This is a genomic window from Streptomyces sp. 5K101 (assembly GCF_046506645.1).
GTDB lineage: Bacteria > Actinomycetota > Actinomycetes > Streptomycetales > Streptomycetaceae > Streptomyces.
Window position 1 is genome coordinate 40154 of record NZ_JBKFFO010000013.1, and the last position, 12706, is coordinate 52859.

Annotated in this window: 12 protein-coding genes; 6 read left to right on the forward strand and 6 right to left on the reverse strand. The window is 72.7% G+C overall.

All coding sequences use genetic code 11. The features are described 5' to 3' along the window. Positions 1-188: 188 nt before the first annotated feature. Entirely contained in the window at positions 189-581 is a 393-nt protein-coding gene (locus ACLB9X_RS23985; RefSeq protein ID WP_392328162.1) for an ankyrin repeat domain-containing protein, read from the reverse strand. Between the two features lie 307 nt (positions 582-888). Here ACLB9X_RS23985 and ACLB9X_RS23990 point away from each other — a divergent pair, with 307 nt between their 5' ends. Together ACLB9X_RS23990 and ACLB9X_RS23995 are read left to right on the forward strand one after the other, a co-directional pair. Beyond that, positions 889-1083, forward strand: a complete 195-nt coding sequence (locus ACLB9X_RS23990; RefSeq protein WP_018850156.1) for a hypothetical protein — start codon at positions 889-891, stop codon at positions 1081-1083. 38 nt (positions 1084-1121) lie between these two features. Continuing rightward, complete coding sequence (locus ACLB9X_RS23995) at positions 1122-2720, forward strand: ATP-binding protein (RefSeq protein WP_410362456.1); 1599 nt, start codon at positions 1122-1124, stop codon at positions 2718-2720. Between the two features lie 192 nt (positions 2721-2912). On the opposite strand, the gene ACLB9X_RS24000 is transcribed toward ACLB9X_RS23995, so the two are convergent. Next, a complete protein-coding gene (locus ACLB9X_RS24000; protein ID WP_410362457.1) occupies positions 2913-4412 on the reverse strand; it encodes a PLP-dependent aminotransferase family protein in 1500 nt (499 codons plus the stop codon). 64 nt (positions 4413-4476) lie between these two features. Here ACLB9X_RS24000 and ACLB9X_RS24005 point away from each other — a divergent pair, with 64 nt between their 5' ends. From ACLB9X_RS24005 to ACLB9X_RS24020, 4 genes are all read left to right on the forward strand, one after another. Continuing rightward, positions 4477-5163: a YczE/YyaS/YitT family protein gene (locus ACLB9X_RS24005; RefSeq protein WP_410362458.1), complete on the forward strand. Its 687-nt coding sequence runs from the start codon at positions 4477-4479 to the stop codon at positions 5161-5163. After that, positions 5160-5924: a glycerophosphodiester phosphodiesterase gene (locus ACLB9X_RS24010; protein WP_410362459.1), complete on the forward strand. Its 765-nt coding sequence runs from the start codon at positions 5160-5162 to the stop codon at positions 5922-5924. The genes ACLB9X_RS24005 and ACLB9X_RS24010 overlap by 4 nt, the downstream gene beginning before the upstream one ends. Before the next feature lie 41 nt (positions 5925-5965). Further along, complete coding sequence (locus tag ACLB9X_RS24015) at positions 5966-7321, forward strand: MFS transporter (protein WP_410362460.1); 1356 nt, start codon at positions 5966-5968, stop codon at positions 7319-7321. Between the two features lie 255 nt (positions 7322-7576). Then, entirely contained in the window at positions 7577-7951 is a 375-nt protein-coding gene (locus tag ACLB9X_RS24020; RefSeq protein ID WP_026278069.1) for an RNA polymerase-binding protein RbpA, read from the forward strand. Positions 7952-8509: 558 nt separating this feature from the next. Here the strand turns inward: ACLB9X_RS24020 and fxsA are convergent. The 4 genes from fxsA to ACLB9X_RS24040 form a co-directional block, all read right to left on the reverse strand. Next, positions 8510-9076 (reverse strand): FxsA family membrane protein, encoded by a 567-nt coding sequence (fxsA, locus tag ACLB9X_RS24025; protein WP_410362461.1) that lies wholly within the window; start codon positions 9074-9076, stop codon positions 8510-8512. A gap of 47 nt (positions 9077-9123) precedes the next feature. After that, positions 9124-9921 (reverse strand): polyprenol monophosphomannose synthase, encoded by a 798-nt coding sequence (locus ACLB9X_RS24030; RefSeq protein WP_410362462.1) that lies wholly within the window; start codon positions 9919-9921, stop codon positions 9124-9126. A 568-nt stretch (positions 9922-10489) separates the two neighbouring features. Beyond that, positions 10490-12115 (reverse strand): amidohydrolase, encoded by a 1626-nt coding sequence (locus ACLB9X_RS24035; RefSeq protein ID WP_410362463.1) that lies wholly within the window; start codon positions 12113-12115, stop codon positions 10490-10492. A gap of 10 nt (positions 12116-12125) precedes the next feature. After that, on the reverse strand, positions 12126-12566 hold the full coding sequence (locus tag ACLB9X_RS24040) for an Lrp/AsnC family transcriptional regulator (RefSeq protein WP_307716482.1): 441 nt from the start codon (positions 12564-12566) through the stop codon (positions 12126-12128). Between the last annotated feature and the right edge of the window lie 140 nt (positions 12567-12706).

Consider the following 12706-nt stretch of genomic DNA (forward strand, 5'->3'; position numbering starts at 1 on the left):
GGGAATTCCCGGATGATGGGTCCGGGACAGGGCTGACGTCATGATGACCCACGCATTTCGCCACCGCGACCACATTTACGGCTCCCTCTTCGGCCTGGCGGCCGCCCTGGGTGCCCACCCCCGCCGATGGTCCCGTCATGGCTGGTCGGAGCGCGTGCGGCGCCGACCGGACCGTGCGCAACGGCCGCTCAGCGGCCGTCGAACAGCTCCAGCAGGTCCGTCTTCCCGAACATCCGCGCGGTATCCACGGCGGAGGGGGTTCCGGCCTGCGGATCGGCGCCGCCGGAGAGCAGTGCGCGGATGACGGCGTCCTCGCCCTTGAAGACCGCGCCGGCGAGAGGCGTCTGGCCGCGGTCGTTGGCCCGGTCCGGTTCCGCGCCCCGGGCGAGGAGCGCCTCGACCGTGGCGGCGTGCCCGTGGTAGGCGGCGAGCATGACGAGGGTGTCGCCCTTGTCGTTGGTGAGGTTGGCCGGGACGCCGGCGTCGAGATACGCGGCGAGCGTCTCGGTCTCCCCCTGGCGCGCCAGGTCGAAGACCTTGGTCGCGAGTTCGATCACCTCGGAGTCCGGGACTTCACTCATCGGACGGACCGCCTTTCACCACGTTGACCTGCGCCGCACGGCAGGAGCAGCCGCACGAGTGAACCGACAGGGTACTGCCAGGCGGCCGGCCCGAGGGCGCTGACGTGGGCGGACGGATCTTCCGGGTGCGTGGGCGCGGGGGCGCTGTGCCGTCGCGCCGGGCCGGGTACGGGCCGACGCACGAACGCATGTGCTCCAGCGCAGTGATACCTGTCGGATTTCACCCGTTTGCAGCTTTTGTCGTATAGACACTTTCTGTAAGCATGGAACAGCTCAAGGTGAATGTCCCCTCACCCAGGAGATCCTCATGATCCTGTCCATCTCAGGCGTCGTGCTGCTCGGCATCATCGTCTTCCTCTTCTTCAGGAAAGACGGGCTCAAGGCGTCTCACGCATTCGTCTCCGCGCTCTTCGGCTTCTTCCTCGCGGGCACCGCGATCGCGCCGAGCATCACGGCAGGCACCACGAGCCTCGCCGGGCTGCTGGGCGGGATCAAGTTCTGAGCCCCCGGACCACCGACGAGCACCTCCAGGAGACAGACGTGGCCCGGCGACCACTCCCCCGCATTCTGAGCAGCGGCAGCGCACAGATCGCCCGAAGTCGTGAGATCGCGCGCACGGCCGCCGACGGCGCCACCGATGTCCTCCATCCGCTGATCACGGTCACCCGGGGGCTGCGGAAGCTGGCCGCCATGGCCCGGAGCAAGTGGACCGCCACGCCCAAGGAACGGCGTGGTCCCACCCTGTTCTTCGTGGCGGCCTGCGTCTTGGGCGTCGCGGTCCTCCCCTACGGGCTGCTGATCGCCCTCATCACGCTGATGGCCGCGGCCGCCTGGGCGGGCCGGGTCAGGACACCGGCCAGAACCGGCCCCGACGCGGCCCAGGTCGCCCGGCTCAAGGCCCTGTACGAGGCCCTCGTGCCGTACTTCTCGGCCCCGGACGACCCGGCTCCGCTCTTCACCCACGGCGGGGAGTGGAGCAAGGTCTTCAGCGCGTACGAGTTCGACCGGGCCGGCCGGCTGACGCACCTGCACCTGAGGTATCCGGCGTACTTCACCGACTCCGAAGCCGACTCCCGGGCCCGGATCGAGCACTTGCTCCACACCAAGTCCGGCCGCGGGCGCGAGTACCGCTTCAGCTGGGACGAGGAGGGCAATCAGCTCGACATGAGCGTGCTGCCCGCCCTGTCCACCGCCATCGCCGCGCAGCGTTTCGTCACCGGCCCCGGCGAGACCGTGCTCGGCTTCACCGACGCCGGCTCCGTCCAGCGCATGCTGCCGGTCACCTGCGGCGGGACCACGGAGCAGGCGCCGCCCGTCATCTGGCGGACCGGGCCCCGCTCGACCGAACCCCACCTGCTGGTGGTCGGCGAGCCCGGCAGCGGCACCACCACACTGCTGCGCTCCATCGCCCTGCAGGCGCTCCAGCACGGCGACGTCCTCGTCGTCGAGGGCGGCGGCACCGGCGAGTACGCGTGCCTCACCGGCCGCCCCGGCGTCCTCGCCGTCGAGTGCGACCTCCCCGGAGCGCTGGCCGGCCTCGAATGGGCCGCGCACGAGACCGAGCGCCGGCTGATCGTCGCGAACCGCGCGCGGCAGGCGGGCAGGCCCGCTCCCGACGACGCGAAGCGGCCGCTGTGGATCCTGCTCGACCGGCCGAGCGTCCTCGGCCATCTCGCCGCCGCCGACGGCCACATGGACCCGCAGGAACTGCTGCAGGCGCCGCTGCGGCACGGCCGGGGCGTGCACGTCACGGTCGTCGTGGCCGAGCAGTTCGACAGCGCCGACGCGCTGTCCGAGACCGTACGGACGCACACGCGCGCCCGTGTGACTCTCGGCCAGGCGGACTTCGACCGGGTCGGGACGGTGCTGGGCACCGTTCCCCGCACGACGCCCGCCACGGACGTCCCGCCCGGGCGCGGCTATGCGCGGCTGGGCACGGGACCGGTGCTCAGGCTCCAGGTGCCGGCGACACCCGACCCGTTCGACGACGCGACGAGCGAGGCGCACCGGCAGGCGGTGCTCGACCTGTTGCCGGCGCGTCCGGACGAGCCGGAGCCGACGGTCCCGGATGCCCAGCCCGCGGCGGGGCCCGCCTCCTCCCCCGCGCCGACAGCCTCGGCGGTCCCTGCCGACGGCTGACGCCCCGTTCCCCCGGCCGGGCCCGCACGTCCCACGCGGTCCCGGCCGCGGCACGTCCGGGCGTGTGCCGGAAGGCCCCGTTCACACGCCACACCTGACTGCGCACACGCATGGCCGACCACGCTCCCGCCGCGCCGCGGCCGCCGGCGGGCACGACCAGGCGCCTGACCGCACACACGCCCCGGCCCGGGGCTACGCCACGAACGTGCGCGGGGTCTCCGTACCCGTGGTCGCGCCCGTGCGTACCAGCCGTGCCGCCGCCGCCAGCCGTGTGGCGGCCTCCTCCGCGACCGGCCCGCCGACCGTGAACGGCAGCCGTACGTACCCCTCGAAGGCCCCGTCGACCCCGAACCGCGGGCCGGACGGCACCCGGATGCCGACGCGCTCGCCGACCTCAGCGAGCCGGGAGCCGGAGAGGCCACCGGTGCGGACCCACAGCGTCAGACCGCCGGAGGGCACGTCGAACTCCCAGTCCGGAAGCTCCCTGTGCACCGCCGCGACGAGTGCGTCGCGGTTGTCACGGGCCTGTTCGCGGCGGATGGACACGGCGCTGTCCCAACCTTCGGTGCACATCAGCCAGTTGACGCCGAGCTGCTCCAGCACGGGCGTGCCGAGGTCGGCGTACGCGCGGGCGGCGACGAGCGAGCGGATGACGTCGGGGGCCGCGCGCACCCAGCCGATCCGCATGCCCGCCCAGAACGCCTTGCTCGCCGAGCCGACGGTCAGCACGGTCGAGCCGGCCGGGTCGAAGGCGCAGACGGGACGGGGCATCTCGATGTCCGGGTCGAGATACAGCTCGGACATGGTCTCGTCGACGACCAGGACGGTGCCCGCCGAGCGGGCGGCCTCCACCAGGGAACGGCGGCGGTCCTCGTCGGCGAGCGCGCCCGTCGGGTTGTGGAAGTCGGCGACGACGTACGCGAGCCGGGGTGCCGCGTCGCGCAGCACCTGGCGCCAGCGCGCCATGTCCCAGCCGGCCAGCCCCTCGGCCATCGCCACCGGCACGAGCCGGGCGCCGGCCTCGCGCATGAGCTGGAGGATGTTGGCGTAGGAAGGGGACTCGACGGCGATACGCTCGCCGCGGCCGGCGAAGAGGTGGCAGATGGCGTCCATCGCGCCCATCGCACCGGTGGTGACCATGATCTGCTCGGGCATGGTCGGGATGCCGCGCTCGGTGTAGCGCTCGGCGAGCATCTGGCGCAGTGCGGGCAGGCCCGCCGGGTAGTCGCCGTGGGTGTGGGCGTACGGCGGCAACTCCTCGAGAGCACCCTGGAAGGCCCTGGTCAGCCACGGCTCCGGGGCCGGCAGGGCAGCGCAGCCGAGGTCGATCATGGAACCGAGCGACTCGGGCGGCAGCGGTTCGAGGCCGCGGGCGGGCAGCGGGTTGCCCGCGGGGACGGCGGTCCAGCTGCCCGCCCCCCTGCGGGACTCCAGGAACCCCTCCGTTCGCAGGGCCTCGTAGGCCGCGGCGACGGTGGTGCGGCTGACGGAGAGCGAGAGGGCCAGTTCCCGTTCGGCGGGCAGGCGCGCGGCGACGGGCACCCGCCCTTCGAGGACGAGGAGCCGGATGCCGTCGGCGAGGGCGCGGTAGGCCGGCGGCTTGCGGGTGCCGGGGCCGGCGGGGCGCGGTTGCTGGGAGGTGAGCTGCCGGGCGAGCTGTGCCGCCCCCACCGCCGAGGTCCACTGCGACATAGAAGTCAGTCCACCTTCCTCGAATTGGCCATGGTCGAGCATCCTTCCGTAGCCACAGAGTGTCATGCGTCGGTCCACTTTCACCACACAGGGGGACGCCATCGTGTCCGGACATCTCACTCGCAGGCTGCTCCAGCTGTACGTTGGTCTGGCGTTGTACGGGGTGAGTTCGGCACTCCTGGTGCGCGCCGGGCTCGGGCTCGAACCGTGGGGGGTGCTGCATCAGGGCCTGTCGGAGCTGACCGGAATCTCGATCGGTGTGGTGTCGATCATCGTCGGCGCCGCGGTGCTGCTGCTGTGGATTCCCATCCGGCAGCGGCCGGGGCTCGGCACGGTGTCCAACGTCTTCGTCATCGGCATCGCCATGGACGCGACACTGGCGGTCGTGCCCGCCGTCCACGGGCTCGTGGCGCAGGTCCCGCTCCTGCTCACGGGCGTCGTGCTGAACGGCGTGGCCACCGGCCTGTACATCGCGGCCCGCTTCGGCCCCGGTCCGCGCGACGGCCTGATGACGGGTCTGCACCGCCTCACGGGCCGGTCGATCCGCCTCGTGCGTACGGCGCTGGAGGTCGCGGTCGTCGCCACCGGATTCGTGCTCGGCGGATCGGTGGGGGTGGGCACGGTGGTGTACGCGCTGGCGATCGGACCGCTGGCGCAGCTGTTCCTGCGGCTCTTCGCCATCCCGCAGGCGAGCGAAGGCAGCACCGTGGTCGCCGGCTCGACACCGAGGAAGGCCATACTGCGGCGGTGACTCCGATACGCCACCCCTACCTGGACCATCCGGCCACCCTCGCCTTCGCCCACCGCGGAGGCGCCGCCGACGGCATCGAGAACACCGCGGCGGCCTTCCGCCGGGCCGCGGACTGCGGATACCGCTACTTCGAGACCGATGTGCACACCACGTCCGACGGACGGCTGGTCGCGTTCCACGACGCGACGCTGGACCGGGTCACCGACTCGCGCGGACGCATAGCCGAGCTGCCCTGGAGCGAGGTGAGCCGGGCCCGGGTGGCGGGCCGGGAGCCGCTGCCGCTGTTCGAGGAGCTGCTGGAGGAGTTTCCCGCCGCCCGCTGGAACGTGGACCTCAAGGCGGAGTCCGCGCTGGAGCCGCTGGTGGACCTGATCCGCAGGACGGACGCCTGGGACCGGGTGTGCGTGGGGTCGTTCTCGGAGGGCAGGGTGGCGCGGGCGGTGCGCCGGGCCGGCCCGCGCCTCGCCACGTCGTTCGGCGTCAGGGGCGTGCTGGGCCTTCGGCTCGCGTCGGTGGGGATACCGGCCGCGGTGCGCGGCGGCGCCGTGTGCGCCCAGGTTCCGGAGACCCAGAACGGCATCCGGGTGGTAGACCGCCGCTTCGTGCGCGAGGCGCACGCGCGGGGACTTCAGGTCCATGTCTGGACGGTCAACGACGCCGATCGGATGGCCGCGCTCCTGGACCTTGGCGTGGATGGCATCATGACCGATCATCTGGAGACATTGCGCACGGTGCTGACCGACCGTGGCGTGTGGGTTTGACCCGGGAGCGTGTCCGGGACGGCACGAGCGAGGGGGCGCGGATGACGGCCGGCACCGCCGACCGCAGGGACGGCGCGGACAGCGCCCGCGAGCGAAGACGCGAGCAACACGGCTGGTTTTTCTACGACTTCGCGTGCTCGGTGTACTCGACGAGCGTGCTCACGGTGTTCCTCGGGCCCTATCTGACGTCGGTCGCCAAGGCGGCCGCCGACGCAGACGGCTTCGTCCATCCGCTGGGGATCCCGGTGCGGGCTGGATCCGTCTTCCCGTACGCGGTCTCGGTGTCGGTCGTCCTCGCGGTGGTGGTGATGCCGTTCGCGGGGGCGGCGGCGGACCGCAGCGGCCGCAAGAAGCCCCTCCTCGCCCTCTCCGCGTACCTCGGCGCCGCGGCGACGACGGGTATGTTCCTCCTGGACGGCGACCGGTATCTGCTCGGCGCGTTCCTGCTGATCGTCGCGAACGCCTCGCTCGCGGTGTCGATGGTCCTCTACAACGCGTACCTGCCGCAGATCGCCGAGCCGCACGAACGCGACGCGGTCTCCTCCCGGGGCTGGGCCTTCGGCTACACCTCGGGCGCCCTGGTGCTGGTGCTCAACCTGGCCGTCTATTCCGGCCACGCGTCCTTCGGCCTGTCCGAGGGCGACGCGGTGCGGATCTGTCTGGCCTCCGCCGGGCTGTGGTGGGGCGCCTTCACGCTCGTCCCCCTGCGCCGGCTGCGGGACCGCCGGGTCACCGCGGACGGGGACGGCGCGGTCGGCTCCGGCTGGCGTCAACTGCTGGCCACGCTGAAGGACATGCGCCGTCACCCGCTGACGCTGTCCTTCCTGCTCGCGTACCTCGTCTACAACGACGGCGTGCAGACCGTGATCTCGCAGGCGTCGGTCTACGGTTCCGAAGAGCTGGGCCTGGACCAGACGACGCTCATCACGGCGGTGCTCCTGGTCCAGATCCTGGCCGTGGTGGGCGCGCTGGGCATGGGCCGGCTGGCGCGGACGCACGGCGCGAAGCGCACCGTGCTCGCCTCGCTCGCCGTGTGGACTCTCATCCTCGCCACGGGGTACTTCCTGCCGGCGGGCGCACCGGTGTGGTTCTACTGCCTGGCGGCGGCGATCGGGCTGGTGCTGGGCGGCAGCCAGGCCCTGTCGCGTTCCCTGTTCTCGCACCTGGTGCCGCGGGGCAAGGAGGCGGAGTACTTCTCTGCGTACGAGATGAGCGACCGGGGGCTGAGCTGGCTGGGGCCGCTGGTGTTCGGTCTCGCGTATCAGCTGACCGGCAGCTACCGGGATGCCATCATCTCCCTGGTGATCTTCTTCGTCCTCGGGTTCGTGCTGCTCGCGCGGGTACCGGTACGGCGTGCGGTGGCCGCCGCGGGCAACCCCGTCCCGGACCGGATTTAGACGCGGAGATGAAAGGCCGGTAGTGTACGCCTTTGGCCCGCCAGGCGGACCGTTACTGCGTGCTCAAGCAGCACAGACGCTGGGTGACATCTGATGCCAGATGTGACAAACCGGGCACTGGTGGGTAGAACAAGGGGCGGCACGACGGGCGACGCATGACCCGCAACGGGAATCTTTACCGCCGACCGGACGTTGACCGGATGACGACGACAGCGACACCTGTCCTGTGGGCGACAAGCCCGGGAGGCACGATTCATGAGTGAGCGAGCTCTTCGCGGCACGCGCCTCGTGGTGACCAGCTACGAGACCGACCGCGGCATCGATCTGGCCCCGCGCCAGGCGGTGGAGTACGCATGCGAGAAGGGGCATCGTTTCGAGATGCCGTTCTCGGTCGAGGCGGAGATTCCGCCGGAGTGGGAGTGCAAGGTCTGCGGAAGCCAGGCGCTCCTTGTTGACGGGGACGGCCCCGAGGAGAAGAAGGGCAAGCCGGCGCGTACGCACTGGGACATGCTCATGGAGCGGCGCACCCGTGAGGAGCTCGAGGAAGTGCTGGCCGAGCGGCTGGCGGTTCTGCGCTCCGGCGCCATGAACATCGCGGTGCACCCGCGCGACAGCCGCAAGTCCGCGTAGCGCGCGCGAGCGCGCGGTCGGCGCGTGTACGGAGCCGCGGGCTGTGCCACACCGTTGGTGTGGCACAGCCCGCGGCTTCGCTACGTGACGGCCCGGCGGCCCCGGCCAACCGGAACACGGCGTGCCCGTTCCTGCCGGGGGCCTCGCGCTCAGTCCGACTCGGTTTCGCCGGGCCAACGCCCGCGCGGCGTGACCAGGGCGCGGGTCCACTGGACCCATCCGCCGGAGTGTCACCGGCCGCACGACCCGACTCCGGTCCGCCGGGCCCGCCCGCGCCGCGTGACCCCGGCACCGGTCCGCCGGACCCAACCGTCGAAGCATCACCGCCGCCCGGCCCCACTCGGGTCCGCCGGGCGTCACTGCCGTACGACCAAACTCGTGTTTGCCGGGCCACCCGCGCCGGGTGACCCGGGCGCGGGTCCGCCGAAGGACGGAGCGTCCACGCCGCACGAGCCGGCTCCGGCCTACCGGGCCCATCCGGGCCGCGCGACCCCGGCACGGGTCCGCCGGGCCCATGCGGCGGCGTCGCCGCTGTGTGGCCCCGGCCGGGGCCCGGTGTCAGGGGGTCAGTGGGGGTCTGCTGCCGTCCTCGTCCGCTGGATGTCGCGCGGCCGGCTCGCGGATGACCTCTCCCTGGACCACCTTGCCGTCGGGGCGGTGCATCCTGGCCTGCTGGAACGCGTTGCCCAGCGTGCCCGGCGACGCCGTCCGTATCCGGCGCTCCAGTGAGCGCTCTGCGTACCGGCCGAGCCGGGTGCGCACCGGCGGCAGCAGGAGCAGCAGGCCCAGCACGTCCGACACCACACCGGGCAGCATCAGCAGCAGGCCGCCGAGCATCAGCAGACCGTTGCTCTCTCCGCTGCTCGTCGGCACGGGGGCACCCGGCTGCTGCTGCAGCGTCCGCGTGAGGTTGGTGAACGCACGGCGTCCCGCCCGCTTGATCACCACCCCACCGAGCACGCCCGCCCCGACCAGGAGGCCGAGGACGGCGAACCCGCCCGCCTCTTCGGCCACGAGGGTCAGCAGCCAGATCTCCAGGACCAGCCAGGCGGCGATGCCGAGGGCAACGAAGGTGCGGGCGCGTGAGCGCCGGGGTGCGGTCGGGGTCGGCGCGCCGGTCGTCATGCCCCCCAGTATGCCTGGGCGCCCGCCGGAGTGGCGTAAGGAGGGGATCAGGAGGCTCCGGGCTTCCGGCCGAGCAGCCGGTTCGCCCGGCTCCCCACGCCCCAGGCCGTGACCCGCCACAGTGCCTCGACCACGATGTCCCTGCTCATCTTCGAGTCGCCCAGCTCGCGTTCGACGAACGTGATCGGGACCTCGACGACGTGGAAGCCCGCGGCCACGGCCCGGCGGGCGAGGTCGACCTGGAAGCAGTAGCCCTGCGAGGCGACGTCGTCGAGCCCCAGGCCCTGGAGCGTCTCGGCGCGGAAGGCCCGGTAGCCGCCGGTCATGTCGCGGATGGGGACGCCGAGCAGCAAGCGGGAGTACGTGCTGCCGCCGCGGGAGAGGAACTCCCGGTGCCGGGGCCAGTTGACGACACGGCCGCCCGGCACCCAGCGCGAGCCGAGGACCAGGTCCGCGCCCTTGAGCGCGGTGAGCAGGCGGGGCAGTTCCTCCGGCTGGTGGGAGCCGTCGGCGTCCATCTCGACGAGCACGCCGTAGCCGTGCTCGATGCCCCAGCGGAAGCCCGCCAGGTACGCGGCGCCGAGTCCTTCCTTGCCCTTGCGGTGCAGGACGTGCACCTGCTCGTCGGTGGCGGCGAGTTCGTCGGCGAACTTGCCCGTGCCGTCGGGGCTGTTGTCGTCGGCGACGAGGACGTCGGCGTCGGGCACGGCGGCGCGCACCCGCGACACGATCGCCTGGATGTTCTCGGCCTCGTTGTAGGTCGGAATGATCACCAAGGCCTTGCCGAGCGGGCCGTACCGCCTCCCCCGGGATCCACCGCGGGGAACCGCACCACCGTCGTTCACTGCTGCCCCTTAAAGTCCGTACGCAGGGCCCCACCATAGCGAGCGCTCGGAGCGCACCGCCGGGTGGCGGCGGATCAGGGGCGACGGATGCCGGACAGCGGTGGCACAGAGCCGGAACTGGCCACCGGAGCGGTGAGAACGGGCCGCCGGACGGTGCCGGGCGGCAGCGGATCGGACCCGGCGTCCTTCGGGCCGACCTTGGGGCCCGCTGGCTGCGGGTCGACCGAGAGCCGTTGTCTACTGAACGCCGGGCCCCACCCGGGTCGCACCTGCCGGCCGGCTGAAACCTTCCCTCTGCCCCCGAGGCGCGGGCGCTGAACCTGGCTCCCAGTGGTGGTGCGCCGGTGCGGCACACCACCCCATGGCCCAGCGGCGTTCGACGACTGCGTGGAAGGTGCCGGTCGGACGTCCTGTGGTGGACCCGGCCGAACCTACCGGCCGGTGGCCGCTCGCTGTCAACAGTCGTGCCACCAGCGGGAATCGGCCGTATCACCAGGTCAGAGGCGAAGATCCGCAGGTCGAGGCCGAGCCGTTCGGGCATCGATCGGCGGTACGAAATGTCCGCACGTCACCCGTTCGGTCCCGCGAAGACGGTGCGGCCGAAGACGACCGTGCGCAGGCAGACGGGCAGGTCGTAGCCGGGGGTGAGGTCCGGCAGTCCCGGGGTGCCCGAGCGCGGGTCGGTGGACCAGCGGGCCACGCGGTCGTCGGGTGCCTGGACGACGAGTTCGCCGGTGCGCCAGACCGCGTAGTCCGCGGGTGCTCCCGGGACCAGGACGCCCGCGTCGTCGCGGCCGACGGCCCGCCAGCCGCCCCGCGTGTGGGCGGTGAAGGCGGCGCGGGCGGAGATGCGGTGCTCGGGGGTGCGGTGGAAGGCGGCGGCCCGGACGGTTCCCCACGGGTCGAGCGGGGTCACGGGGCTGTCGGAGCCGAACGCCAGGGGGACGCCGGCGCGCAGCAGTGCCGCGTACGGGTTGAGCGTACGGGCGCGTTCGGCGCCGAGCCGCTGGGCGTACATGCCCGTCTCGCCGCCCCAGGCCGCGTCGAAGGCCGGCTGGACGGAGGCGGTGAGCCCGAACTCGGCGAAGTCGGCGATGGTTTCGGGGGTGAGCATCTCGGCGTGCTCGACGCGGTGGCGGGCGGCGCGGACGCGGGCGAGACCCACCTTGTCCGCCGCGGCGCGGACGCCGTCGACGACCGCGGTCAGGGCCGCATCGCCGATGGCGTGGAACCCGGCCTGCAGGCCGGCCTCGGTACAGGCGACGACATGGGAGGCGACATCGGCCGCGTCGAGGTGGGCGGCGCCGGTGTGGCCGGCGTCGGCGTACGGCTCGTGCAGACAGGCGGTGTGCGAGCCGAGGGAACCGTCGGCGAACAAGTCGCCGGCGGCGCCCAGAGCACCCAGGGCGCGCGCCCGCTCGACGTCCCGGTCGGCCCAGTAGCCGACCACGCGCGGGCCGGGCTCGTCCCGCGCGAGCTCGAGCAGGCCGGTGAAGTCGTCCTCGGAGGAGATGTCGGGGCCGCCGCATTCGTGGACGGTTCCGATGCCGAGCGATGCGGCGTGCCGGAGCGCCGCGCGCTGCGCCTCGGTGCGCTGCCGCGGTGAGAGGGCCGCGTAGGCGGCGGTGCGCAGCGCGTGGTGGGCGGCGCCGGTCAGTGGTTCGCCGTCGCGGAAGCCGGCCAGCGAACGGATGCCGGGGACGAGCTCCAGCAGGGCCGTGGTGACGACGGCGGAGTGGACGTCGATACGGGTGAGGTAGAGGGGGCGTCCGCCGGTGAGCTCGTCGAGTTCGTCGCGCCGGGGGGCGCGGGCCTCGGGCCAGCGGGCGGCGTCCCAGCCGTGTCCGATCAGGATGCGGTCGCCGGGGCGGGCGTCCGCGTACGCGCGGACGAGCGCGGCGGCCTCGGCGAGCGAGGCGGCGCCGGACAGGTCGAGGCCGGTGAGCGCGAGGCCGGTCGCGGTGGTGTGCACATGCGCGTCGGTGAACGCGGGGGTGACGAGGGCGCCTTCCAGGTCGACGACCTCGTCGACGCCGGAGGCGAAGGCGTCGGCCGCGCCCTCGGAGCCCACCCAGGCGACATGTCCCCTCTCGACGACCATCGCGGTGGCGAAGGGGTCGGCGGGGCTGTGGACTTCTCCACCGCGCAGCAGCACGGTGCGGTGTTCGCTCTGGGGGGCGGTGCTCTCGGTCATGGGACCAAGACTAGATACGCGGAGGGCGGGCCTCGTACGGGGTCGACAGGACGACCGTGGTGCGGCTGGAGACGCCGGCCAGCGAGCGGATGCGGCTGAGCAGGTGCTCCAGTTCGAGCGGCGTCGCGACGCGCACCTTGAGGATGTAGTTCTCGTCGCCCGCGACGCTGTGGCACGCCTCGATCTCGGGGACTCCGGCGAGCCGGTCGGCGATGTCGTCGGGGGCGCTGGGGTCGAACGGCTTCACCGAGATGAACGCGGTGAGCGGCAGACCCACGGCCTCGGGGTCGACGACGGCGGCGTAGCCGCGGATGACACCGCGCTGCTCCAGGCGGCGGACGCGCTGGTGCACCGCCGAGGTGGACAGGCCCGTGGCCTTGCCCAGGTCGGTGTAGCTCATACGCCCGTCCTTGACGAGCAACTCCACGATCTGACGATCCAGCTCCTCCATGCGGATCAACCTATTGCCCCAGGGCCCCTCCGGCACAGTCCACGGCGGCCGCGGGGGGACCCCTGCGACACCCATGTGACGAAGACCACAGGTTTGCGCCCCGGTCCGCCGTGACCTCACGGTTACCTGCCCCGCGCGAT

Coding starts and splice junctions, on each gene's coding strand:
- ACLB9X_RS23985 (WP_392328162.1), bottom strand. CDS start 581: ATGAGTGAAGTCCCGGACTCCGAGGTGATCGAACTCGCGACCAAGGTC.
- ACLB9X_RS23990 (WP_018850156.1), top strand. CDS start 889: ATGATCCTGTCCATCTCAGGCGTCGTGCTGCTCGGCATCATCGTCTTC.
- ACLB9X_RS24000 (WP_410362457.1), bottom strand. CDS start 4,412: ATGTCGCAGTGGACCTCGGCGGTGGGGGCGGCACAGCTCGCCCGGCAG.
- ACLB9X_RS24005 (WP_410362458.1), top strand. CDS start 4,477: ATGCGTCGGTCCACTTTCACCACACAGGGGGACGCCATCGTGTCCGGA.
- ACLB9X_RS24015 (WP_410362460.1), top strand. CDS start 5,966: ATGACGGCCGGCACCGCCGACCGCAGGGACGGCGCGGACAGCGCCCGC.
- ACLB9X_RS24020 (WP_026278069.1), top strand. CDS start 7,577: ATGAGTGAGCGAGCTCTTCGCGGCACGCGCCTCGTGGTGACCAGCTAC.
- fxsA (WP_410362461.1), bottom strand. CDS start 9,076: ATGACGACCGGCGCGCCGACCCCGACCGCACCCCGGCGCTCACGCGCC.
- ACLB9X_RS24035 (WP_410362463.1), bottom strand. CDS start 12,115: ATGACCGAGAGCACCGCCCCCCAGAGCGAACACCGCACCGTGCTGCTG.
- ACLB9X_RS24040 (WP_307716482.1), bottom strand. CDS start 12,566: ATGGAGGAGCTGGATCGTCAGATCGTGGAGTTGCTCGTCAAGGACGGG.